This window comes from Mycobacterium asiaticum DSM 44297 (assembly GCF_000613245.1).
Taxonomy (GTDB): Bacteria; Actinomycetota; Actinomycetes; order Mycobacteriales; family Mycobacteriaceae; genus Mycobacterium; species Mycobacterium asiaticum.
Window position 1 is genome coordinate 698,899 of the sequence record NZ_HG964937.1, and the last position, 23,439, is coordinate 722,337.

The 23,439-nt window shown below is 65.6% G+C and carries 19 protein-coding genes, 1 tRNA gene and 1 pseudogene; 13 read left to right on the forward strand and 8 right to left on the reverse strand.

Translation table 11 applies throughout. The features are described from left to right. Positions 1 to 124 precede the first annotated feature (124 nt). From BN972_RS13675 to BN972_RS13695, 5 genes are all read left to right on the forward strand, one after another. Positions 125 to 1,504 carry a glycine--tRNA ligase gene (locus BN972_RS13675; RefSeq protein ID WP_036358730.1) on the forward strand — a complete coding sequence of 460 codons (1,380 nt, stop codon included), beginning with the start codon at positions 125 to 127 and terminating at the stop codon, positions 1,502 to 1,504. A gap of 176 nt (positions 1,505 to 1,680) precedes the next feature. Next, a complete protein-coding gene (locus BN972_RS13680) occupies positions 1,681 to 3,558 on the forward strand; it encodes a PPE family protein (protein ID WP_036358733.1) in 1,878 nt (625 codons plus the stop codon). Between the two features lie 24 nt (positions 3,559 to 3,582). After that, positions 3,583 to 5,319: a PPE family protein gene (locus tag BN972_RS13685; RefSeq protein ID WP_036358736.1), complete on the forward strand. Its 1,737-nt coding sequence runs from the start codon at positions 3,583 to 3,585 to the stop codon at positions 5,317 to 5,319. Between the two features lie 233 nt (positions 5,320 to 5,552). After that, entirely contained in the window at positions 5,553 to 6,734 is a 1,182-nt protein-coding gene (locus BN972_RS13690; protein WP_036358739.1) for a PPE family protein, read from the forward strand. Positions 6,735 to 7,000: 266 nt separating this feature from the next. After that, on the forward strand, positions 7,001 to 8,182 hold the full coding sequence (locus BN972_RS13695) for a PPE family protein (protein WP_036358740.1): 1,182 nt from the start codon (positions 7,001 to 7,003) through the stop codon (positions 8,180 to 8,182). Between the two features lie 18 nt (positions 8,183 to 8,200). Here BN972_RS13695 and BN972_RS13700 read toward each other — a convergent pair whose 3' ends face one another. Next, positions 8,201 to 8,896, reverse strand: a complete 696-nt coding sequence (locus BN972_RS13700; RefSeq protein WP_099051085.1) for a GAP family protein — start codon at positions 8,894 to 8,896, stop codon at positions 8,201 to 8,203. A 486-nt stretch (positions 8,897 to 9,382) separates the two neighbouring features. Between BN972_RS13700 and BN972_RS13705 the strand changes: the two genes are divergently transcribed. The 5 genes from BN972_RS13705 (at position 9,383) to BN972_RS13720 (ending at position 14,030) form a co-directional block, all read left to right on the forward strand. Beyond that, the gene (locus BN972_RS13705) at positions 9,383 to 10,918 is read left to right on the forward strand and encodes a phospholipase C (protein WP_036358742.1); all 1,536 of its coding nucleotides are present in this window, start codon (positions 9,383 to 9,385) and stop codon (positions 10,916 to 10,918) included. A 170-nt stretch (positions 10,919 to 11,088) separates the two neighbouring features. Then, positions 11,089 to 12,630, forward strand: a complete 1,542-nt coding sequence (locus BN972_RS13710) for a phospholipase C (RefSeq protein WP_036358744.1) — start codon at positions 11,089 to 11,091, stop codon at positions 12,628 to 12,630. 288 nt (positions 12,631 to 12,918) lie between these two features. Beyond that, positions 12,919 to 13,257 carry a hypothetical protein gene (locus BN972_RS30435; RefSeq protein WP_231123201.1) on the forward strand — a complete coding sequence of 113 codons (339 nt, stop codon included), beginning with the start codon at positions 12,919 to 12,921 and terminating at the stop codon, positions 13,255 to 13,257. 130 nt (positions 13,258 to 13,387) lie between these two features. Then, positions 13,388 to 13,684, forward strand: a complete 297-nt coding sequence (locus BN972_RS13715) for a WXG100 family type VII secretion target (RefSeq protein WP_036358746.1) — start codon at positions 13,388 to 13,390, stop codon at positions 13,682 to 13,684. Between the two features lie 61 nt (positions 13,685 to 13,745). Then, a complete protein-coding gene (locus BN972_RS13720; RefSeq protein ID WP_036358749.1) occupies positions 13,746 to 14,030 on the forward strand; it encodes a WXG100 family type VII secretion target in 285 nt (94 codons plus the stop codon). Positions 14,031 to 14,215: 185 nt separating this feature from the next. On the opposite strand, the gene BN972_RS13725 is transcribed toward BN972_RS13720, so the two are convergent. Further along, positions 14,216 to 16,219 (reverse strand): TPM domain-containing protein, encoded by a 2,004-nt coding sequence (locus tag BN972_RS13725; RefSeq protein ID WP_036358751.1) that lies wholly within the window; start codon positions 16,217 to 16,219, stop codon positions 14,216 to 14,218. Positions 16,220 to 16,278: 59 nt separating this feature from the next. After that, entirely contained in the window at positions 16,279 to 17,223 is a 945-nt protein-coding gene (locus BN972_RS13730) for an esterase family protein (RefSeq protein WP_390176211.1), read from the reverse strand. 222 nt (positions 17,224 to 17,445) lie between these two features. Here BN972_RS13730 and BN972_RS13735 point away from each other — a divergent pair. Together BN972_RS13735 and dnaG are read left to right on the forward strand one after the other, a co-directional pair. Continuing rightward, positions 17,446 to 18,745: pseudogene (locus BN972_RS13735) on the forward strand (deoxyguanosinetriphosphate triphosphohydrolase). Between the two features lie 18 nt (positions 18,746 to 18,763). Further along, complete coding sequence (gene dnaG / locus BN972_RS13740; protein ID WP_036358753.1) at positions 18,764 to 20,731, forward strand: DNA primase; 1,968 nt, start codon at positions 18,764 to 18,766, stop codon at positions 20,729 to 20,731. A gap of 6 nt (positions 20,732 to 20,737) precedes the next feature. On the opposite strand, the gene BN972_RS13745 is transcribed toward dnaG, so the two are convergent. Further along, positions 20,738 to 21,022 (reverse strand): hypothetical protein, encoded by a 285-nt coding sequence (locus BN972_RS13745; RefSeq protein WP_036358755.1) that lies wholly within the window; start codon positions 21,020 to 21,022, stop codon positions 20,738 to 20,740. A 153-nt stretch (positions 21,023 to 21,175) separates the two neighbouring features. Between BN972_RS13745 and BN972_RS13750 the strand changes: the two genes are divergently transcribed. Further along, positions 21,176 to 21,248, forward strand: a tRNA-Asn gene (locus BN972_RS13750). Positions 21,249 to 21,328: 80 nt separating this feature from the next. On the opposite strand, the gene BN972_RS13755 is transcribed toward BN972_RS13750, so the two are convergent. The 4 genes from BN972_RS13755 to cysE all read right to left on the reverse strand — a co-directional run bounded on the left by BN972_RS13755 (position 21,329) and on the right by cysE (position 23,439). Next, positions 21,329 to 21,601, reverse strand: coding sequence for an ANTAR domain-containing protein (locus tag BN972_RS13755; RefSeq protein ID WP_080696948.1), 273 nt, complete (start codon positions 21,599 to 21,601; stop codon positions 21,329 to 21,331). Between the two features lie 210 nt (positions 21,602 to 21,811). Further along, the gene (locus BN972_RS13760) at positions 21,812 to 22,261 is read right to left on the reverse strand and encodes a DUF4395 domain-containing protein (RefSeq protein WP_036358761.1); all 450 of its coding nucleotides are present in this window, start codon (positions 22,259 to 22,261) and stop codon (positions 21,812 to 21,814) included. Between the two features lie 13 nt (positions 22,262 to 22,274). After that, the gene (locus BN972_RS13765; protein WP_036358765.1) at positions 22,275 to 22,703 is read right to left on the reverse strand and encodes a thioredoxin family protein; all 429 of its coding nucleotides are present in this window, start codon (positions 22,701 to 22,703) and stop codon (positions 22,275 to 22,277) included. Positions 22,704 to 22,737: 34 nt separating this feature from the next. After that, complete coding sequence (cysE, locus tag BN972_RS13770) at positions 22,738 to 23,439, reverse strand: serine O-acetyltransferase (protein ID WP_036358768.1); 702 nt, start codon at positions 23,437 to 23,439, stop codon at positions 22,738 to 22,740.

The following is a 23,439-nucleotide window of genomic DNA, read 5'->3' on the forward strand; positions in this document are numbered from 1 at the left end:
TGATGATGCATGTCAAAGAGCGTAGCGACGATCGCTACCATGACTGATGATTTGCGGCAGCGGTCACCGCTGTCCACTCGGGTCATCTGGAAGGCCATCTTCTTCGAAGGGAGCGCACCACCCCGTGGCGTCCGTCATCGACACCGTCGTCAACCTGGCCAAGCGCCGCGGCTTCGTCTTTCCCTCCGGCGAGATCTACGGGGGTACCAAGTCGGCGTGGGACTATGGTCCGCTCGGGGTTGAGCTCAAAGAGAACATCAAGCGGCAATGGTGGCGTGCGGTCGTCACCGGCCGCGACGACGTCGTCGGACTCGACTCGTCGATCATCCTGCCGCGCGAGGTATGGGTGGCATCCGGTCACGTCGAGGTGTTCCACGACCCCCTGGTCGAGTCGTTGATCACGCACAAGCGCTATCGGGCCGATCACCTCATTGAGGCTTACGAAGCCAAGCACGGGCACCCGCCACCCAACGGGCTGGCCGACATCCGCGACCCGGAGACCGGCGAACCCGGCCAGTGGACGGAGCCGCGTGAGTTCAACATGATGCTCAAGACCTACCTCGGGCCGATCGAGACTGAGGAGGGGCTGCACTACCTGCGGCCGGAAACCGCCCAGGGCATCTTCGTCAACTTCGCCAACGTGGTGACCACCTCCCGCAAAAAACCGCCGTTCGGAATCGGCCAGATCGGCAAGAGCTTCCGCAACGAGATCACCCCCGGCAACTTCATCTTCCGCACCCGCGAGTTCGAGCAGATGGAGATGGAGTTCTTCGTCGAGCCGTCGACGGCCAAGGAGTGGCACCAGTACTGGATCGACACCCGGCAGCAGTGGTACATCGACCTCGGCATCAATCCGGAGAACCTGCGGCTGTACGAGCACCCGAAGGACAAGCTGTCGCACTACTCCGACCGCACCGTCGACATCGAGTACAAGTTCGGCTTCGTCGGCAACCCGTGGGGTGAGCTGGAAGGTGTGGCGAACCGGACCGACTTCGACTTGTCCACGCACTCAAAGCATTCCGGGACCGAGTTGTCGTTCTACGACCAGGCCACCGATACCCGCTACACGCCGTACGTGATCGAGCCCGCAGCCGGACTCACCCGCTCGTTCATGGCGTTTCTGATCGACGCCTACACCGAGGACGAGGCTCCGAACGCCAAGGGCGGCATGGACAAGCGCACGGTGCTGCGATTGGACCCTCGCCTCGCGCCGGTCAAGGCCGCGGTTCTGCCGCTGTCCCGGCACGCCGACCTCAGTCCCAAGGCGCGCGACCTGGCCGCCGAGTTGCGTAAATCCTGGAACATCGATTTCGACGATGCCGGAGCGATCGGCCGGCGCTACCGACGGCAGGACGAGATCGGCACTCCGTACTGCGTGACGCTGGATTTCGACTCGCTGGAAGACAATGCCGTGACGGTGCGGGAACGCGACGCCATGACGCAGGAACGCGTCACGATCGACAAGGTCGCCGACTACTTGGCCGTGCGCCTCAAAGGTGGGTAGTCCGCGCGTCCTCGACTGCGCGCGCTCCCTCTTTTTCGCGACACGGTGCCCCACTTCGTAAATCCGGGGATTTGGGGATCGTCCGCCCTATGGTCCGTAGTGGTGGTGTGCGGTTTCCCGCCCGTAACGCCCGAACGCGCGGATGAGATAACTCGTCAAAGGAGGGGCGCTGGAAGATGAATTTCTCGGTGTTGCCGCCGGAGATCAATTCGTTGCGGATGTTTTCGGGTGCGGGTTCGGCGCCGATGTTGGCGGCTGCGGGGGCGTGGTCGGGGTTGGCTGATGAGTTGGGGTTGGCGGCGGAGTCGTTTGCGTCGGTGACGGGGTCGTTGGTGGATCAGGCGTGGCAGGGTGCGGCGGCGTCGGCGATGGCGGCTGCTGCGGTGCCGTATGCGGGGTGGTTGGGTGCGGCCGCGGTGGGTGCTGCGCAGGCGGCGGGGCAGGCTCGGGCGGTGGTGGAGGCTTTTGAGGCGGCGCGGGCGGCGACGGTGCATCCGGGTGCGGTGGCGGCGAATCGGAATGTGTTTGTGCAGTTGGTGTTGTCGAATGTGTTTGGTCAGAATGCGCCGGCTATTGCTGCTGCTGAGGGTGTGTATGAGCAGATGTGGGCTGCTGATGTAGCGGCGATGGTGGGATATCACGGTGGGGTGTCGGCGGCGGCTGCGGCGTTGTCGTCATGGCAGGGGGCGCTCGCCGGCCTACCCGGGCTGTCCGGGTTGGCGGGCTTGCTCAATGGGGTGACCCACAGTGGCGGTCCGGCCGCGGCAGTGGCGGCGGGACCCGCGGCCGTCTTGGACGGTCTGACCAGCCTGAGCCTGAATCTGGGTCTGGGGAACATCGGCACCTTCAACATCGGCAGCGGCAATATCGGCGACCTGAACCTGCTCGGCAGCGGCAACATCGGCGGCTGGAACCTGGGCGGCGGCAACTTCGGCGGGGAGAACTGGGGCAGCGGCAACATCGGGACCGGCAACACCGGCCTGGGCAACGCCGGTGACTACAACTTCGGTAGCGGCAACTTCGGCAGCGGCAACATCGGCAGCGGCAACATCGGCAGCCTCAACCTGGGCAGCGGCAATTTCGGCACCATCAACTTCGGTGGCGGCAACATCGGCGACGTGTCCTTCGGCAGCGGGAATGTCGGCGATTTCAATTTCGGTAGCGGCAATCTCGGAGGCGGCAACTTCGGCTTCGGAAACCTGGGGACCGGAAATATCGGGTTCGGTAACAAAGGCAACAACAACATCGGCTTCGGGCTTACCGGCGATGGAGGGTTCGGCTTCGGCTCGTTGAACGTCGGCAGCGGAAACTTCGGTCTGTTCAACTCGGGTAACAACAACATCGGCTTCTTCAACTCGGGCGACGGCAACGTCGGCTTCTTCAACTCCGGGAACGGCAACACCGGTTTCGGGAACGCGGGCAGCTTCAACACCGGGTTCTGGCACTCGGGCGACTCGAATACCGGCATCGGCAGCGCGGGGAACGCGAACGTGGGTATCGGTAATGCCGGGAATCAGAACTCCGGCAGCTTCAACGTCGGCTGGGGCAACACCGGTTCGGGGAATTCGGGGGCGGGCAACACCGGCTTGTTCAACTCCGGCGACTCCAACACCGGGCTCTTCAACTCAGGCCATGTCAATACCGGAGTTTTCAATTCAGGCAACAGCAACACCGGCGGATTCAACTCGGGCAACCTCAACACCGGTTTCTTCAGTGCGGTGGATCAGCCCGTGCTCAACTCCGGCTTCGGCAACGCGGGTACCGGCAACTCGGGGTGGGGACATAGTGACCCCAACGGCGGCCTGAACTCCGGCTTCTACAACTCTGGTGTCGGGAACTCCGGCTATGCGAATCTGGGCGGCACCTTGATGGTTCCCGGTTATAACTCCGGCTTCTCGAATGTGGGCACCAACAATGCAGGAATCTCGAATTCAGGAAATTACCTCGCGGGTTACTCGAATTCCGGCGGCAATAGCTCCGGCGTCTTGAACTCCGGTGACGACAATTCGGGTGGCTTTAATTCCGGTACGGGGCAATCTGGCTTCTTCCGCTGACCGAAATCCGAAGGGCCTTTTGATATGAATTTTTCGGTGTTGCCGCCGGAGATCAATTCGTTGCGGATGTTTTCGGGTGCGGGTTCGGCGCCGATGTTGGCGGCTGCGGGGGCGTGGTCGGGGTTGGCTGATGAGTTGGGGTTGGCGGCGGAGTCGTTTGCGTCGGTGACGGGGTCGTTGGTGGATCAGGTGTGGCAGGGTGCGGCGGCGTCGGCGATGGCGGCTGCTGCGGTGCCGTATGCGGGGTGGTTGGGTGCGGCCGCGGTGGGTGCTGCGCAGGCGGCGGGGCAGGCTCGGGCGGTGGTGGAGGCTTTTGAGGCGGCGCGGGCGGCGACGGTGCATCCGGGTGCGGTGGTGGCGAATCGGAATGTGTTTGTGCAGTTGGTGTTGTCGAATGTGTTTGGTCAGAATGCGCCGGCTATTGCTGCTGCTGAGGGTGTGTATGAGCAGATGTGGGCTGCTGATGTAGCGGCGATGGTGGGATATCACGGTGGGGTGTCGGCGGCGGCTGCGGCGTTGTCGTCATGGCAGGGGGCGCTCGCCGGCCTACCCGGGCTGCCCGCGGCGGCCGCCCAAGCCATCGCCGCCGTGCCGGCCCAACTGCAGGGAATCAACCTCGGGTTTGGGAATATCGGCTCGCTCAATGCCGGCAGCGGCAACATCGGTGAGACGAACCTGGGCAGCGGCAACACCGGAAACGCGAACCTGGGCAGTGGCAACTCCGGCAACCAGAACCTCGGCAGCGGCAATATCGGCAGCACCAACGTCGGCAGCGGAAATACCGGCAACTCCAACGTCGGCAGCGGGAATATCGGTAACAGCAACATCGGCGGCGGAAACAACGGCAGCTCCAACGTCGGCAGCGGGAATTCCGGGAGCGGCAACATCGGCTTCGGCAACACCGGCTCGGGCAACTTCGGCTTCGGCAACACCGGCAACAACAACATCGGCTTCGGTCTCACCGGCGACAACCAATTCGGTTTCGGCCCTTTGAATTCGGGCACCGGTAACATCGGCTTCGGCAACTCCGGCACCGGAAATGTCGGCTTCTTCAACTCAGGTAGCGGTAACGTCGGTATCGGCAACTCCGGTGTGGGCAACTTCGGTTTCGGCAACGCGGGCAACATCAACACCGGATTCTGGAACGCCGGCAACACCAACACCGGGGCGGCGAACGCCGGATCCGGCAACTTCGGCTTCTTCGACTCCGGCAACTTCAACGCAGGCAGCTTCAATTCCGGCGACTCAAATACCAGTTTCGGCAACGCCGGCAACGTCAACAGCGGTTTCCTGAACGCCGGGGACGTCAACTCCGGCTTCGGCAACGCGGGAAACGTCAATACCGGATTCGCAAACGCCGGCAATGCGAACACCGGAGCCTTCAACACAGGCAATCTCAACACCGGATTTTTCAGTTCAGAAACCCAGCCGGGCCCCAACTCCGGATTCGGCAACGTGGGCACCGGCAACTCCGGCTTCGGGCACAACGATCCTTCAAGCAGTGGCAACTCCGGTATACAGAACGTGGGATTCGGCAATTCCGGCTACGTGAACACCAGCACCACGTTGCTTCTGGGTGGCAACTCGGGCATCCTCAACACCGGTTACGGAAACGCGGGCATCTACAACGCGGCTGTCCAGAATGCGGGCATCTTCATTGCCGGAATCATGTCCTCGGGCATTCTCACCTCCGGGATCGGGAGTTCCGGTCTGTTTGTTTCAGGAAACGCGCTTTCCGGAATGTTCAAAGGCTTCTTCTGACACCGAAAACGGTGCTTTTCATCGGGACATTCTGTCAAAGGAATTAACAAATACTGGAACAGATGCTCCATCGTGCATGGGTTTCGGGTCCCAGCGGCGCCGAATCCGTACGAAAAATCCGGTGAAACTACAGCTTTCGCCTGTGATTTGGCTTACGATCCAGCCATGGGTTGCTGTGTGCGCAGGCGCAGCCCAGGTTGGGTTTGCGACGGCTGGCAGGGTTGGGAGTTCTGATGATTCTGGATTTTGCGTGGTTGCCGCCGGAGATCAACTCGGCGCGGATCTTCGCAGGGGCGGGGTCCGGACCGTTGCACGCGGCGGCGGCGGCTTGGGAAAGCCTGGCCGCGGACTTGGCCGCGTCCGCATCTTCGTTTGACTCGGTGATCGTCGGGTTGGCCAGCGGGCCGTGGGCGGGCCCGGCCTCGGCGTCGATGGCTGCCGCGGCGACGCCGTACGTCGGGTGGTTGGGCGATGCGGCGGCGCAGGCGCAGCTGGCGGCGGGTCAGGCCCGTGCGGCGGCGAGCGCGTTCGAGACGGCGCTGACGGCGACCGTGCACCCGGCCGCGGTGACGGCGAACCGGGTGTCGCTGGCGACGCTGATCGCAACGAACTTCCTCGGGCTCAATACGCCGGCGATTTTCGCCAATGAATTCGACTATCTCGAGATGTGGGCCCAGGACGTCGCGGCGATGATCGGCTACCAGGGCGGCGCCACCGCGGTTGCCGCGAGCCTGTCGCCGTTCAGTCTCCCGCCGGTGAACCTCGCGGGACTTGCGACCGGCGCCGGCGCACAGGTCGCCGCTTTGGCCACCTCCGCCTCGGCCGCGGTGAGCCCGATGCTGCAGGGCGCGCTGTCGGCGGCGCCCGGCTTGGTGGCGGGTGTGCAGTCGCTGGCTTCCGGGGCGCCGGTGCAGGCAATCATGTCGGCGGCCCAGATGGGCGCGATGCCGGCCAGCATGCTGTTGGGTCCGCTGATGCAACTGGGTTCGACGGCAAATGCGGGCGCCAGCGCGGCGGGACTGGCCGGCGCGACGGCGGCCGACGTGCCGAAGTTTGTCGGCGACATCGCGCCGGCGGCCAGGGGCTTGGGGGGCGCGGCCGGCCTGGGTGCCGGCATGGCGGGCGATATGGGCAAGGCGCATTTGGTCGGCGCGATGTCGGTGCCTCCCACCTGGCAGGGCTCGGTGCCCAAGGCGATGGCCAGCGGGGCGATGAGCGGCCTGGGCGGTATGCCGAGCGCGGCCGCCTTGGCGCAAGGTGCTCCGGCCGGCACCGGTATGGGCATGATGCCGATGCCGATGGGCATGGGTGGGGCCGGCGGGGGCATGCCCGGCGGCATGATGGGCCGCGGCGGTGCCGCCGCGCACGTGGTGCAGAACCGCCCGAGCGTGATCCCGCGTACCGGCGTGGGATAACCAGGTCGGTTTCGGTCCGCGCAGCGTAGATCCGGCCATTGCTGCCGAGGGATCAGCTCGATTGCTGCACGGACCTCGCCGGGTAGCGAATATACTGATCGAGTAACCAACTCGGTCCTCGGCGCGAATACCTAGTATCGGGATTTTGGTTAAAAGTCAGACTTTTGGTGTGGGTTGTTTTACGATCCGGCCTCGGGCCGTTTGTTTCGGACCGAGTGGTAAGAGCGTGTTGGTGCCGTTGACGCGGCTGGCTGGTTGGGGATGCGATGATTTTGGACTTTGCCTGGTTGCCGCCGGAGATCAACTCGGCCCGGATCTTTGCCGGTGACGGAGCGGGCACTTTGCACGCGGCGGCGGCAGCCTGGGACAGCTTGGCGGCCGAGCTGACAGCCGCAGCGTCGTCGTTTGACTCGGTGATCGTCGGGTTGGCCAGCGGCCCGTGGGCCGGGCCGGCCTCGGCGTCGATGGCTGCCGCGGCGACTCCCTATGTCGGGTGGCTGAGCGGCGCGGCGACCCAGGCGCAGCTGGCGGCGGGTCAGGCCCGTGCGGCGGCGAGCGCGTTCGAGACGGCGCTGACGGCGACCGTGCACCCGGCTGCGGTGACGGCGAACCGGGTGTCGCTGGCGACGCTGATCGCTACGAACTTCCTCGGGCTGAACACGCCGGCGATCTTCGCCAATGAGTTCGACTACGTCGAGATGTGGGCCCAGGACGTCGCCGCGATGATCGGCTACCACGGCGGCGCGACCGCGGTGGCCGCGTCCATTACGCCGTTTGCCGTGCCGCCGCTTGACCTGGCCGGCCTGGCGGCGGGCGTCGGTGCCCAGGCCGCCGGATTGGCGACGTCGGCGTCGGCCGCCGTCAGCCCGCTTGTTCAGGGTGCGACCGTAGCAGCGCCGGCCTTGGTCGCCGGCTTGCAGTCGGCAGCCACTGGCGCGCCGGTGCAGGCGGTCATGTCGGCGGTACAGATGGGTGCGATGCCGGCCAGCATGTTGATGGGCCCGTTGATGCAACTCGGTTCGACGGCCAATGCGGGCGCCAGCGCGGCGGGACTGGCCGGTGCCACGGCGGCCGACCTGCCGAAGTTCGTCGGTGACGTCGCTCCGGCGGCCAAGGGCCTCGGTGGTGTCGGTGGCCTCGGTGCGGGTATGGCGGGCGATCTCGGCAAGGCGCATCTGGTCGGCGCCATGTCGGTGCCTCCGACCTGGCAGGGCTCGATCCCGAAGGGGATGACCAGCGCGGCCATGTCGGGTCTGGGTGCCAACGCCGCGGAGATGGCGCAAGCCGCCGGGGCGGCCGGGACCGGCGGTATGCCGATGATGCCCATGCCGATGGGAATGGGCGGTGCCGGTGGCGGCATGCCCGGCGGCATGATGGGCCGCGGCGGTGCAAGTCCGCACGTGGTGCAGAACCGGCCGAGCGTGATTCCGCGCTCCGGCGTCGGATAAATCCGAGCCCGGGTCGGTTCAGGCGTGGCCGATGCCGCGCGTCATCAAAAGCACGCCCACCAAGCCGATCACGACGGCGAAGACCTGCTTCCGGCGGGCCCTGGCCCAGCCGTCGACCGCAGCCATGATGTGGTCCGTCTTCGCCGGGGCAGCCAGTCGGCTGAGCAGCGGAAGTTCGATGAAGCTCAGCGCTATCAGGATGTACATGCCCGACGCGACGATCTGCGCCGCGGTCGCGACGCCTGAGGCCACGATGGCGGTCAGGGCCGCCAGCAACCGGAAATCGACTAGCATCCCCACTCCGAGCGCGAAGCTTGCCACGACCGGCCTGGCCTGCAGCGCACCCTGAACCCGAGTCAGCAGCCGAGACGGTGACTCACCCCCGCCGGGCATGCCCACCCGCATGCGCTGCCGCGGCGAGAACCCCACGGCGATCGCGGCGGCGAGCAGTGCCAGCGCGCCCATTGTGATCTGCACATGTCCGGCGGCCGTAGTTGCCGCGGCGGCCTGCACCCGATGCGCCGCCGCGAGCGTGGCGTCGCGCAGACCGAACAGCACACTGGCGGCAACTATCGCGCTTATCGCCACGCCGCCCAGCCAGAACGCCATGAGTGGTCGCAGCGACCGCGCCCGCGTCGACAATGCCACGCTGACGCCGATCCGTACCGGGTCTGCGGTCGCCACAAGAGCTAACACCAGCACCATGCACCACATGGGTCGGGACGCTACAACCGCGGGCGGGTAGAGCGGAACCCATTCGGCCGCACTCAATTTCCGATCACAGCCCCCTAACCCGCGCCTTGTCCTTTTCCTAACGTCCCCCTAAGAATCACGGCGTCTCACGCAGGACTTTCGTTGGCGGTCCAACCGCGGCTGACCTCGCGCAATCCGGCACGGAATTAGCAGGAGCGCGGCACGCGAAAAGGCGGTATGAGGAATCCATTAAGAATGTGGGATTCAATAAATTTTCCGCAGCAATCGATATCCGGACGCTTTTGCGCCCTGGCGGTCTGCGGGCCGCTGCAAGTCCTGACCACCGATGCGGCGGTGCCTGCGGGAGATGCCGCCAACTTTGCTAGGAGTCGTAATCGGCGTGCGACACGCCGGTTCGCGTATCGCGGTTGTCCAGGTTCGTAACTATACCGTGATCTGAAATTGCGCAGGAAGGCAGGGGCAGTGATCGAAAACCCCTTACGGGGAATGTCGCGCCGGGAGTTTATGGCAAAGCTTTCCGGTGCCGGTGCGGCCGCGTTGCTGACCGACTTCGCTGCCCCAGTCATCGAGAAGGCTTACGGCGCGGGCCCATGTTCCGGGCATTTGACTGACATTGAACACATTGTGTTGTTGATGCAGGAGAACCGGTCATTCGACCATTACTTCGGCACGTTATCTGGAACTCGGGGATTCAACGACCCGTCACCCGCCTTCAGCCAGAAGGGGTGGAATCCCGCGAGTCAATCGTTGGACCCGGCCGGGATTACCATGCCGTTCCGCCTCGACACGACGCGTGGACCCCTGCTGGACGGGGAGTGCGTCAACGACCCCGAACACCAGTGGGCCGCCATGCACCATTCCTGGAATGGCGGCGCCAACGACAACTGGCTGCCGGCGCAGGCCGAGACCCGCACGGGGCCTTACGTCCCGATGACGATGGGTTACTACACCCGCAAAGACATTCCGATCCACTACCTGCTGGCCGACACGTTCACAATGTGCGACGGCTACCACTGCTCGCTGCTTACCGGCACACTGCCCAACCGGTTGTACTGGTTGAGCGCCTGGAACGACCCGGCCGGCGTCGCCGGCGGCCCGCAACTCGTCGAGCCCGGCTTCCTACCGCTGCATCAGTACAGCTGGACCATCATGCCGGAGAACCTCGAACAGGCCGGGGTCAGCTGGAAGGTCTATCAGAACAAGGACGCCGGGCGATTCATCAATACACCCATCAGCAACAACGGGCTGGTTCAGGCGTTCAAGCAGTCCGGCGACCCGCGGTCGAATCTGGCCCGCTATGGCATTGCACCCAGCTACCCGATGGACTTCGCCGCCGACGTCAGAGCCAACCGGCTGCCCAAGGTCTCCTGGCTCGTTCCCAACTTCATCCAGTCGGAACACCCAGCCCTGCCGGTAGCGCTCGGGGCGGTGGCCATGGTGACGGCGTTGCGGATCCTGCTGTCCAACCCTGCGGTGTGGGAGAAGACGGCGCTGATCATCAGCTATGACGAAAACGGCGGCTTCTTCGACCACGTCGTACCGCCGACCGCGCCGCCCGGCACCCCTGGCGAATGGGTCACGGTGCCCGATATCAACCAGGTCGCAGGATCCGGTGGTATTCGCGGTCCGCTGGGTTTGGGCTTTCGCGTCCCATGCCTGGTCATCTCGCCGTGGAGTCGCGGCGGCCTGATGGCGCACGAGACCTTCGACCACACCTCCCAACTGAAATTGATTCGCGCCCGGTTCGGTGTGCCCGTACCCAATCTGACCGCTGGGCGCGACAGCGTCGTGGGGGACATGACCTCGACATTCAATTTCGGGACGCCGCCCAATCCGTCGAAGCCGCACCTGAGCCACCCGTTGTTGGCGGCTGTGCCAAAGTTGCCGCAGTGCATTCCGAACGTCGTGCTGGGCACCACCGACGGCGTGCTGCCGGCGATTCCCTACCGGGTGCCGTTTCCGCAGAGCATGCCTACCCAGGAAACTCAGCCGGTCCGCGGAATTCCCAGCGGTCTCTGCTGAGCAAACAAAAAACGTCGCCACCACGAATTGATCGGGACCGGCCCTAAAGGCCCGTCACGACACGCCGGTTTGCGTATCGGTACCCAATGGAACCGCGGCTATAGCGTGAGCGCGAAACGGCGCAAAAGGCCCAAGGAGGGCGCGTGGGAAGCGAACACCCGGTCGACGGAATGACGCGTCGGCAATTCTTGGCGAAAGCGGCCGCCGCTTCCACCGCCGGCGCGTTCCTGGATTTGGCCGGACCCATTATCGAAAAGGCCTATGGCGCCGGCCCCTGCAGCGGCCATTTGAACGACATCGAACACATTGTGTTGTTGATGCAGGAAAACCGGTCTTTCGACCACTATTTCGGGACATTGTCCGGGACCCGCGGTTTCCAGGACCCGAACGCGCTGCCCGGTGTCTTCGCGCAGAAAGGGTGGAATCCGGCAACGCAGGCCAACGACGCCGCCGGAACCACGTTGCCGTTTCGCTTCGACACGACACGCGGCCCGCTGGTGGCCGGCGAATGCGTCAACGACCCGGACCACAGCTGGACCGGCATGCATCAGGCTTGGAACAACGGCGCCAACGACGGCTGGTTGCCGGCTCAAGCGGCGCACAGCCCGCTACAGGGCAACACACCGGTCACGATGGGCTACTACACGCGTGCCGACATTCCCATTCACCACCTGCTGGCCGACACCTTCACGATCTGCGATGGGTACCACAGTTCACTGCTCGGTGGCACGACGCCCAACAGGCTCTACTGGATGAGCGCCTGGATCGACCCAGACGGCACCCACGGCGGCCCGGTCCTGGTAGAGCCGTCCATTCAGCCGCTGCAGCACTACAGCTGGGCCACCATGCCGGACCAGCTCGAGGCTGCGGCCATCAGCTGGAAGATCTACCAGAACAAGCTGCTGGGGCCGCTGAACAATACCGTCGTCGGCTACAACGGGTTGATCAACGACTTCAAGCAGGCGGCAAACCCGCGTTCAAATCTGGCGCGGTTCGGGATCGCCCCAAGCTACCCCTTCGACTTTGCCTCCGACGTCAGGAACAACCGGCTGCCCCAGGTCTCGTGGCTGCTGCCCGGATTCCTGCTCTCGGAGCATCCGGCCTTCCCGGTCTCGATCGGCGCGGTGGGCATCGTCGACGCGATACGCATCCTGCTGTCCAATCCGGCGGTGTGGGAGAAGACGGCACTGATCGTCAACTACGACGAGAACGGCGGATTCTTCGACCACGTCGTTCCGCCCACGGCACCGCCGAATACGCCCGGCGAGTACGTCACCGTCGCGGACATCAACGCCGTGGAGGGGTCCGGTGGCATCCGCGGCCCGATAGGCCTGGGGTTCCGGGTGCCGTGTTTTGTCGTCTCCCCGTACAGTCGCGGGCCACTGATGGTCCACGACACCTTCGACCACACCTCGACGCTGAAGTTGATCAGCAAACGCTTCAACGTTCCGGTGCCCAACCTCAGTGCGTGGCGCAACAGCGTCGTCGGCGACATGACGTCGACTTTCAATTTCGCCGTCCCGCCGAACCCGTCGAAACCGCACCTGGACCACCCGCGCTTGGCGGCGCTGCCGAAACTGCCGCAGTGCGTCCCGAACGCCGTACTGGGAACCACCACCAAAACGTCAATTCCCTACCGGGTGCCATTTCCGCAGTCCATGCCGACCCAGGAAACGCAACCGACGCGTGGAATTCCCAGCGGCCTCTGCTGACCGGCGGCCGGTATCCGCGCGTGGGCGGCGGAAGCCGCTGCCGGTCAACCCCTTTCGGGCCTCCTGGGAGCGGGGCAGGGGTAGGCTCGCCGCGTTGGGCTCAGGCAGATGCGAACCGGTTGACGGGCGCAACCTGAGGCAATCGCCTCAAAAGACGGTGATCCCGGAAGGGAAATTCGCAAAATAGGCGACTTTGAGCCGTCGTTTGACTTAGGATTCAGAGGCTCGGTGGTGTGGTACTCGCCATTGAGTGATGATGTATTGAGATCGGCCCTGAAAGGAGACAACGTGCTATTGCCTCTTGGTCCGCCCTTACCGCCCGACTCAGTCGCGGCGAAGCGGGGTGAGTCGGGCATGCTTGGCGGGTTGTCTGTTCCGCTCAGCTGGGGTACGGCCGTCCCACCGGACGAGTACGACCACTGGGCAAAGGACTCCGAATCAGGAGCCGAGGAAGTCGTCGCCGTGCCGGGTGCGTTAGACCCGGAGCCAGTCGAAACGGTTGCCACAGGCACGGATGAGTGGGGCGAATGGGCGGAATGGAGTGAGTGGGAGGCCGAGAACGCCGAACCTCAGTTCCAGATGCCCCGTCCCAGTAGCGTGGTTCCACATTCTCCGGCGGCCGGTTGATCAAGAGAGGGGGACGACTGTCGTTGCTAACGGGTGATCGTCGGTTCGGTAATCCCTCCAACCGGCAGTCACAACAGTCAAACTGCCTGAACAACACAGGCAACTAGGTCGAAACAAGGAGACAGCCAAAATGGCAACACGTTTTATGACAGACCCGCACGCAATGCGGGACATGGCGGGCCGCTTCGAAGTGCACGCCCAGACAGTTGAGGATGAGGCTCGTCGCATGTGGGCGTCCTCGCAGAACATCGCCGGTGCCGGCTGGAGCGGTATGGCCCAGGCGACCTCGCTGGACACGATGAGCCAGATGAACCAGGCGTTCCGCAACATTGTGAACATGTTGCATGGGGTTCGTGACGGACTGATCCGTGACGCGAACAACTACGAGCAGCAAGAGCAGGCCTCGCAGCAGATCCTGTCCAGCTAACTCGTCTGCGGCGAAAGCCGCTGCATCCCATAAACATTCACAAACAAGGAGCACAGGTTCAATGACCATTAATTACCAGTTCGGTGACGTCGACGCGCACGGCGCGCTCATCCGCGCCCAGGCCGCCAACTTGGAGGCCGAGCACCAGGCCATCGTTCGCGATGTGCTGGCTGCCGGTGACTTCTGGGGCGGCGCCGGTTCGGTGGCTTGCCAGGAGTTCATCGCCCAGTTGGGCCGCAACTTCCAGGTGATCTACGAGCAGGCCAACCAGCACGGCCAGAAGGTTCAGAGCGCCGGCAACAACATGGCGCAGACGGACAGCGCCGTCGGGTCCAGCTGGGCCTGATAAGACGGATCGCGGCAGCGCACCGCTCGGCTAGCGGTGGTGCGCAAGTCCGCACCGATTGACTGCGCACGTCCTGCGCGTGGGAGTTCACGCTCCCGTGCGCAGGCGTGCGCAGTCCCATTTCTGGGCTGAATCTCTGGCATGAGGTTCTGGCACAAAGTTGGCAGAAATTGGGTCGGCCGCGCCTAGAAGCGGCCGCCGCCCCCCATCCATCCGCCACCGGAGGAGCCTCCGGAGGAACCGGACCCGCCGAACGAGGTCGGGCTCCAGCCGCCGAAGCCGCCTCGCATCCCTCCGCTCAGCAGGTCACCGATGATGATCCCGCCCAGGATCGCCCCCACGTTGCTGTCGGTGCGGCTGGTGTAGGCCCGCTGCGCCGACTCCACGTCGGCGTTGGCCAGGGACTGCGCCTGCGCGGCAAGCGTCGAGGCCCCGTTCGCATAGGCGATCGCCTCGGTCAGGTTCGTCGTCTTTTTCGCGTGCGCCGCCTCGAGTTGGCGCCTGGCCTCAGCGAGCCGAGTCCGGGCCTCCGGCCCGATGGTGCCGCGTCGGGTGTCGATGTACTCCGACACCGCGCGCACCCGCGACTCGGCGGTGAACAGCGCCTGCTCGAAGGACCGGTTGAGCCGTTCGGCATTGGCGCGCTCCTGTGCGAGCGTGGCCAGCAACCGGTCAAGTTCCGCGTCGGCCCTGGTCAACTCTGCGTAGCAGCCCAGCGGGTCGGCGATGCCGCCCACTCCGCCGGCGCCGCTCACACTGTCCAGCGCCCGAGCGGCCGCATCCCGCGCGGCGATCAACTCGCCGGTGTGCAGGGACTTGCGGCCCGGTGCCTGTTGCAGTTGGTCGTTCGCGCGCTTGATGGCCGCCTGGGCGTCGGCGATGAGCGACGGCAAGTTATCCACGGCATGCCGGATGTCGTCGGCCGCGCTGTCCACCGCGTCCAGCAGCGAACGCGCCTGACCCAGCGCGGATTCGGCGGCACGGACTGCATCCACCAACCGGCTTTGTTGTCCGCTCACCGCCTGGCCGGCAAGCTCGCGGGCGGTGCTGACATTGCGGTCGGCGAACTCCAGCCGCTCCTTTGCGGTGGCGACGTTGCTCGAGACGGAGGCCAGCGCCGTGGTGCCGAACTCGTCGTGCAACCCGACCAGATGCCGCTCGGCGGGCTCTATTCGCGTGGTGAGTTCAACGTACTGCTGGGTGAGCGCATCAAGCCGGGACGGCGCGTTGATCACCAGATCCCGCAGCCGCTCAAATGCCTCGGTCTGCGACTCCAATTCGCGGTCGGCGTTGGCCGCCGAAACGATGACCCGGGTGAGCAGCTCGCGGCGCTGCGCCGGCGTCTCGGGGTAGGAGTCGTCGAGTTGATGACGGATGTTGAAGGCTTGCGACAGAGCGGCTTTGGCGTTGTTCAACGCATCGGTGAAGGGTTTGGTCCGTTCTTCGCCGAACTCCTCTACCGCCAGCGCCAGCTCGTTGGAGCTGGTCCGAACCGCATTGTCGACCTCCACCACCTTCGTTCGGGACAGGTCGTCGAGGATGTCCAGCGGCACCGCGGCCAGCGCCCGCGCGTCGGTGGGGTCGATTTGCCGGGCGGCAGCCACCGCCCCGGCGCGCCGCCGCCGGGCGCGGCGACGCATCACCACGAGCGACACCACGACGGCCAGGACGATAGCTCCGAGCACACCCAGCAGCACGTACGTTCCGGCGGAACTGGGCGACGCATTCAGTCCTTCGGCGGCAGCGATGGCCGCCCCGCGCCAATCGCCGTTGCGCAGCGCCGGTTCGATCTTGTCGTGCCGCAGATCGTCTACCTGAGTCGCATTGACGTTCTGCACCCCGTTGGGGACCAGGAACGCGTAGGCGCGCCCCGATGTGGAGACCGCCAGTAGCGCGTCGTAACTGTTGAGTTCGCTGGCCTGCAACGTGCGCTGCGCCCAGTTCATCGCGCTCTGCCCGGAGAAGTTCTCGACGTAGACGACCCAGAGTCGGATGTGCCGGTCGGCGTAGAGCTTGTCGACGGCCGCGGAGACGGCGGCGCGGTCGGCGTCGGACAGCACTCTGGCGTTGTCGGTGATCTGCCCCGGCAACCGGAACGGCGGCTGTGCGCCGGCGGTCGGCGCGAGCAATAGTCCTCCGGCCAGACCTGCGAGCGTCAGGAACAAGCCGAGCAGCCGTGCGATGCGCATATCGCCAATTAAACCTTTGGCCGCCGACGCGTGGATTTATCCGGCCAGCTGGCCGGAGGTCAAGCCCCGCCGCCGCCGGCACCCAGCGTGCTCTGCATGTCCGCCTTCATTGCGACCAATTGGGCATTCCAGTAACCCCAGCTGTGTACGCCGCTGCCGTCGATGTTGAAGGTGGCGTTGTGACCGCCGGCACCGGTGTAGGCGTTTTTGAAGTCGACGTTGCTCTGCAGCACTACCTGCTCGATCACGGTGCCCGGGATGCTGCCCTGACCCAATTCCGATGGTTTGCCGTTGCCGCTGTAAATCCACAGCCGAGTGTTGTTGCCCGCCAACCGTCCGGCCTGAACCGTCGGGTCATGACGCTGCCACCCCGCCCCACCGGACGGTCCCCACATGTCTTCGGGGTTGAAGCCGCCCTCGTCGTTCATCGCCAACCTGATCAACGTCGGACCATTACCGCTCGAGGGTGTCAGATACGCCGATAGCGCGCTGGCGTACGCGAACTGACCCGGGTGATAGGCGGCCAGGATCAGCGCCGACGACCCGGACATGGACACGCCCACAACCGCGTTCCGGGTGGTCCGGACGCCCTTGCCGGCCAGGTAGGCAGGCAGTTCACTGGTCAAAAAGGTTTCCCACTTGTAGGTGGCGCCGTTGGCCGACCCGTACCAGTCGGCATAGAAGCTGGACCGTCCGCCCACCGGCATGACGACCGAGATGCCCGAACCGCGGTACTCGTCGAACGCGTTGGTCTCGATGTCCCAGCCGTTGCGGTCCTCCCGGGCCCGCAGGCCGTCCAGTAGGTACACCGCCGGCGCACCCTCCTGCTGGAACTCCACGGTGATATTGCGGCCCATCGCGGCCGAGGGGACCTGCAGGAATTCCGGCGACGCGGCACGAGCGATCGGCTCGATGCCGGCCACGCCGAGCAGACCCGGCAGTGCAGCAGCCGTGACTGTCGCGGTCGCAAGTCGACGCAACCAGCGTCTCTTGAGCACGTACACTTTTCCTCCTGAAGTTCTGAAGCTGCATCTACCGGGCACGCCATAGGTGGCCGGCGTCAGGCCAGCGGTTTGCGTACCGCCAGCTCGGGCCAACCCTGGTTCCGACCCAGAGAGCCAGCTTGTACCCAGCCACGGTCGTCTCAACCGTCGCCGGCCGGACGCGTGACGCTGGCCACCGGCGTTGCCGGACTTACTCCGAGGTCCCTGGCAGACTGTGGGTCGGTGAGCACCGATCAGCACGACCCCTATGACGACCCCTATGACGAGGTGGACCGTCAACGGCGGGTCCTCGAAGCGCCGAAGACCGCGGGTCTGCCGGGCACCGAAGGTCAGCATCGGACCGACTTCGCCCGCGACCGGGCGCGGGTGCTGCACAGCGCCGCGCTGCGGCGGCTCGCCGACAAGACCCAGGTCGTCGGCCCGCGGGAAGGCGATACCCCGCGCACCCGGTTGACGCACTCGCTGGAGGTGGCGCAGATCGGGCGGGGGATGGCCATTGGGTTGGGCTGCGACCTCGACCTCGTCGAGCTGGCCGGTCTTGCCCACGACATCGGCCACCCGCCCTACGGACACAACGGCGAGCGGGCGCTCAACGAGGTCGCCGCCGACCACGGCGGTTTCGAGGGCAATGCGCAGAACTTCCGGATCCTGACCAGCCTCGAACCAAAGGTTCTCGACGCGGACGGCCGCAGCGCCGGATTGAACCTCACGCGCGCTTCCCTGGACGCCGTCACGAAGTATCCGTGGCATCGCGGCGGCGGCCCCGACAACAGCCGGAAATTCGGTTTCTACGACGACGACCGCGCCGCCGCGGACTGGCTGCGCGCCGGCGCCCCGCCTGGCCGTCCGTGCCTGGAAGCACAGGTGATGGACTGGGCCGACGACGTCGCGTACTCGGTGCACGATGTCGAAGACGGGGTGGTCTCCGAACGCATTGACCTGCGGGTGCTCGGCGACGAGGACGAGGCGACGGCGCTGGCCAAGCTGGGGGAGAGCGAATTCCCGCGGGTTCACGCCGACGAGTTGATGGAGGCCGCGCGGCGGCTCTCCGGGCTGCCGGTGGTCGCCGCCGTCGGCAAGTACGACGCCACCCTGGCCGCGGCGGTCGCCCTGAAGCGACTCACCAGCGAGTTGGTCGGCCGCTTCGCCACGGCCGCCATCGCCACTACCCGCGCCGCTTCGGGCCTCGGACCGGTGGTGCGTTACCAGGCTGAGCTGCAGGTGCCGGATCTGGTGCGCGCGGAGGTCGCGCTGCTGAATAACTCCTGCGCTGCAGTTCATCATGTCCGACCCGCGGCACCTGGAAGCCCAGGCGCGACAGCGGGAACGGATTCACCGGGTAGCGCAATGGCTGCTGGCCGGCGCCCCCCAGACATTGGACCCCATGTTTGCCGCGGCGTTCAACAGCGCCCCGGATGACGGCGCGCGACTGCGCGTCATCGTCGACCAGATCGCCTCCTACACCGAAGGGCGGCTGGAACGAATCGATGTCTCTCAACTCGGGAACAGCGCGGGTCGCTGAACGCCTAGACTGACCCCCGTGTCGAGTCCGGCTGGTTCCAGGGATACGGGACGTTCCGGCGGCCGGTCCCGGATCTCCGACCGCGACATCGCCGCAATTCGCGAAGGGGCTCGGATCGAGGACGTCGTCGGCGACTACGTTCAGCTCAAGCGTGCGGGTGCCGACTCACTCAAGGGCTTGTGCCCCTTCCACAACGAAAAGTCACCGTCGTTCCACGTGCGGCCGAATCACGGGCACTTTCACTGCTTCGGCTGCGGTGAGGGCGGTGATGTCTATGCCTTCATTCAGAAGATCGAACATGTCAGCTTCGTGGAGGCCGTGGAGTTGCTGGCCGACCGGATCGGCCACACGATCACCTACACCGGTGCGGCCACCAGCGTGCAGCGCGACCGCGGCAGCCGCAGCAGGCTGGTCGCCGCCAACGCCGCGGCGGCGGCCTTCTACGCCGAGGCACTGCAGTCCGACGAGGCCGCACCGGCCCGCAGATACCTGACCGAGCGCAGCTTCGATGCCGAGGCCGCCCGGCACTTCGGCTGCGGATTCGCACCGTCCGGCTGGGATACGCTGACAAAGCACCTGCAGCGCAAGGGTTTCGAATTCAAAGAGCTGGAGGCCGCCGGACTGTCCCGGCAGGGTCGCCGTGGTCCGATCGACCGCTTTCACCGGCGGTTGCTCTGGCCTATCCGGACCTCGGCCGGAGAGGTGATCGGGTTCGGCGCCCGGCGATTGTTCGACGACGACCCGATGGAAGCCAAGTACGTCAATACCCCCGAGACGGTGCTCTACAAGAAGTCGTCGGTGTTGTTCGGGATCGACCTGGCCAAGCGCGACATCGCCAAGGGCCACCAAGCGGTGGTCGTCGAGGGCTACACCGACGTGATGGCCATGCATCTGGCCGGGGTGACCACGGCGGTAGCCTCCTGCGGCACCGCGTTCGGCGACGACCACCTCGCCATGCTGCGCAGGCTGATGATGGACGACAGCTTCTTCCGCGGCGAATTGATCTACGTTTTCGACGGCGACCAGGCCGGGCAGGCCGCTGCGCTCAAGGCCTTCGAGGGTGAACAGAATCTGGCGGGGCAGTCCTTCGTCGCGGTCGCGCCCGACGGCATGGACCCTTGCGACCTACGACTGAAGTCTGGCGACGGCGCCCTTCGTGACCTGGTGGCCCGCCGAACCCCATTGTTCGAGTTCGCAATTCGCGCCGCTCTCGCCGAAGTCGACCTGGACAGCGCCGAGGGCCGCGTGGCCGCCCTACGGCGCTGTGTACCGATGGTGAGCCAGATCAAGGACCCCACACTGCGCGACGAATACGCCCGGCAACTGGCCGGCTGGGTGGGTTGGGACGATGTCGCGCAGGTGGTCGACCGGGTGCGCGGCAACGCCAAGAAGCCGAAGAGCCCCGGCGGCAACGCGAAAGCGCCGCGACGTGGTGGGCAGCATGCCGCCCAAGAGCCCGCTGACACGGCGGGCGGGGTGCCGGCGGACGCACGTCCCGACCCCCGCGACCCGACGCTGTGGCCACAACGTGAGGCACTCAAATCGGCGCTGCAGTTTCCCGCCCTCGCCGGCCCCGTGTTCGACACGCTGACCGTCGAGAGCTTCACCCACCCCGGCTATGCCGCCGTGCGGGCGGCCATCGAGGCGGCCGGCGGAACCTCGATCGGCGTCAGCGGCGCGCAGTGGCTGGACCTGGTGCGCCAGCAGACCAATTCGGCGCTCACCGCCGGTTTGATCACCGAGCTGGGGGTAGAGGCGATCCGGGCCGAGGACGAGCAGGTGCCCCGCTACATCTCCGGGGTGCTGGCCCGCCTGCAGGAGGTGTGGATGGGCCGGCAGATCGCTGAAGTGAAGTCCAAGCTGCAGCGCATGTCGCCGATCGAACAAGGCGACGAGTACCACGCGTTGTTCGGCGACCTGGTGGCGATGGAGGCTTACCGGCGCAGCCTGCTGCAGCAGGCCAGTGGCGACGATCTGACCGCCTGAAGACGGTCAGCGCGCGGCGTTCACCCGCGGCTCGACCTCGGGTTCGAGGTTCATTTGCTCGACCTCGCGATCCACCACGCTGGTCTGGCTGTCGATCTCGGTCAGGGTAACGAAACCGGTATCAGGGGAGATCCGGTTCGCGATCTTGCGGCGGCCCCCCTCGATCATCGATCTGGCCACGGGACTTCCGGTAATCGCGCGATAGGTCCCGGCGATCTGCTCGTACCGGCGGCGCCCGGCCTTCGTGCCCAGCACATAACCCACGCCCAAGACGGCGACATACCCGATCAAAGCGGTCCCTCCGAGAAGAATTGCGACTGGCTCTATCCTGCCTCATTCGCGGGCGATTGGCCGCGCCAGCTCCGGCCGGGGCTGATTGGGTCCAGCCGGGCCAGTACGCTAGAGTCGTCCCGCGATCAGCACCAGCCTTCGCTGGACTGATAGTCCCCTGTAGCTCAACTGGCAGAGCATTCGGCTGTTAACCGAAGGGTTGAAGGTTCGAGTCCTTCCGGGGGAGCGTTTTCCTGGCGCGAACAGACGCGAAAGCCCCCGCACGCACGGCGTGTCGGGGGCTTTAAGTTCTGCTCACCGGGGGGCTCACAGCCACCGGTCCACCGTGCTTCGCCGCGGACGGTCGTCAGCAGTCGCCGGCGACAGCTGGTCACCCCACTCCCGTTCGGCGGCCCGATCGGCGTCGTGTGGATCGGTGCCCCTGCTGGCCAGATTGACCAGCGCACCGGCCATCGCAAAGAGGGGCACCTGCTGTCGTTCGCTGGCGGCGAGCAACTCCCGGAAAGCGGCCTGGGTGCTGCACTGGCGCCAGCCGACCAGGATGCCCACCGCCGTATCGATCAGCCGGGTGGTCGCCATGTGATCAGGATTGAAGGAGTCGTTATTGTCGTCCACCTTTGGGCCTCCTGTCTGGAATGAGCCAGCGGATGCTCTGCGCTACAACACGTTAGATACACACGACACGATACGTCGCTACGGGCGCTCCCGAATGTGTTTGGCTCAGTGCGATTTCGCCGTTATCGGCGCTGAAGCTGTTCTGTCCGTTGATGATTCGCGGCGGGGCGATGGTCAGGCGGTGGCCCGACGGAACCGCGCCACCAACGGGTACATCTGGCAGCCTAGACAGATGCCGAACGCCGCGTTGAGGAACGAGGCGAACAGGGCGAACCCGGTGGCGATCGCACCCAGCAGCGGGATCCCGGCGGCGAACCCGATCACACCCAGCGCGGCGAACACCAAGCCGACCAGCTGCGCAAATTTGAGGGGCGGCACGGGCTCGCGTTCGCGGACCGGGCTCAGCCGGGGCGCCACGAGCTTGGCGAACAACAACCCGTACGGGCTGTTGCGGGGCCCGCGCGCGGCGCTGACCGCGAAAACGACCGCCTGGACACCCAGAATCACCGCCGCGACGGGCAGGCTGAATACCGAGACCACCAGCGTCACCACCAGCACCGTGGTGGTGATCCACGCGGCGAACCGGGGTCCCCGGACGTCTACCTGACTGACATCGGACGACATCAATGTGCTCCTCTCACGGGCTTCTCAAGGGTTGCAAAGCCGTCTGCAAGTCGGCGGCCTTGGGCACGCCCGCGGTGCGGTAACGCTGCCGGCCGTCGGCGTCGAAAATGAACGTGGTGGGCAGCGACAGCACAGACAGTCGCTTGGCGGCAACCGGGTTTTCGTCTATGTCGAGTTCGACGTGGGCCACGTCGGGAAGCTCGGCGCACACCTGGTCGACGACTCGACGCACCGCGGCGCAAGGCCCACACCAGTCGGCGCTGAAGTGCACCACAGTGGGACCGGTATCGGAGAGTCCTAGGTCCGAGTTGTCCTGGTCGGCCGAAAGCGCGTCGTCTGCGCTGCGCAGCACACCCGAGCGCCGATTGATCGCTACGCCGACGACGCTGGCGATCCCCAACGCCGCGCCGATAGCACCGGCGACGATCAGCACAGAACTCACGTGCTCACCAACACTTTCCCCATCGCGGTATTCCCTAGATGGAAAAGTCCTCACCGTTCCAGACGCCGGCTTCCGGCGGGCGGATGACTCGGTCCGCGCCGGGGTGTAGGCCGTTCGGCTGGCCCGCATTTCGGCTTTCTAGCCTGGCCACCCGCGTGAGCAGCGATTTGAGGCTGACGCCGACCAGGTCCGGAAGCTTGGATTCGTCCTCGCTGCCCGGACCGGGACGGCTGACGATCTGCCCCGGTACGCCAACCACCACTGCGCTGGACGGGACCTCCTTGACGACGACGGAGTTGGCACCGATGCGGCTGTCGTCACCGATCTTGATCGCGCCGAGCACTTTTGCTCCGGCGCCGATGATCACGCGGTCACCAACCGTGGGGTGGCGCTTCCCGCGATCCCTCCCGGTGCCGCCCAAGGTCACGCCGTGAAAGATGGTGACGTCCTCACCGATCTCGGCCGTTTCCCCGATCACCACGCCGGTCGCATGGTCAATGAACAGGCCGGGCCCCAGTTGGGCACCGGGATGAATTTCCACTCCGGTCAGGATCCGGTTCAGCTCGGCCAACGTCCGCGCCAGCAGTCGTGCGCCGCGTTGCCAGAGCCAATGGTTGATCCGGTGGCCCCAGATCGCGTGCACGCCGGGGTAGGCGAAGACGACCTCGAGCACGGTCGGCTCGGCCGGGTCCCGTTCCCGGGCCGCACGTATGTCGCGTCGTATCGCCTCGAGCAT

Coding starts and splice junctions, on each gene's coding strand:
- BN972_RS13760 (WP_036358761.1), bottom strand. CDS start 22,261: ATGTCGTCCGATGTCAGTCAGGTAGACGTCCGGGGACCCCGGTTCGCC.
- BN972_RS13715 (WP_036358746.1), top strand. CDS start 13,388: ATGGCAACACGTTTTATGACAGACCCGCACGCAATGCGGGACATGGCG.
- BN972_RS13685 (WP_036358736.1), top strand. CDS start 3,583: ATGAATTTTTCGGTGTTGCCGCCGGAGATCAATTCGTTGCGGATGTTT.
- BN972_RS13695 (WP_036358740.1), top strand. CDS start 7,001: ATGATTTTGGACTTTGCCTGGTTGCCGCCGGAGATCAACTCGGCCCGG.
- BN972_RS13720 (WP_036358749.1), top strand. CDS start 13,746: ATGACCATTAATTACCAGTTCGGTGACGTCGACGCGCACGGCGCGCTC.
- BN972_RS13755 (WP_080696948.1), bottom strand. CDS start 21,601: ATGGCGACCACCCGGCTGATCGATACGGCGGTGGGCATCCTGGTCGGC.
- BN972_RS13690 (WP_036358739.1), top strand. CDS start 5,553: ATGATTCTGGATTTTGCGTGGTTGCCGCCGGAGATCAACTCGGCGCGG.
- BN972_RS13725 (WP_036358751.1), bottom strand. CDS start 16,219: ATGCGCATCGCACGGCTGCTCGGCTTGTTCCTGACGCTCGCAGGTCTG.
- BN972_RS13680 (WP_036358733.1), top strand. CDS start 1,681: ATGAATTTCTCGGTGTTGCCGCCGGAGATCAATTCGTTGCGGATGTTT.
- cysE (WP_036358768.1), bottom strand. CDS start 23,439: ATGCTCGAGGCGATACGACGCGACATACGTGCGGCCCGGGAACGGGAC.
- BN972_RS13700 (WP_099051085.1), bottom strand. CDS start 8,896: ATGTGGTGCATGGTGCTGGTGTTAGCTCTTGTGGCGACCGCAGACCCG.
- BN972_RS13710 (WP_036358744.1), top strand. CDS start 11,089: ATGACGCGTCGGCAATTCTTGGCGAAAGCGGCCGCCGCTTCCACCGCC.
- BN972_RS13705 (WP_036358742.1), top strand. CDS start 9,383: ATGTCGCGCCGGGAGTTTATGGCAAAGCTTTCCGGTGCCGGTGCGGCC.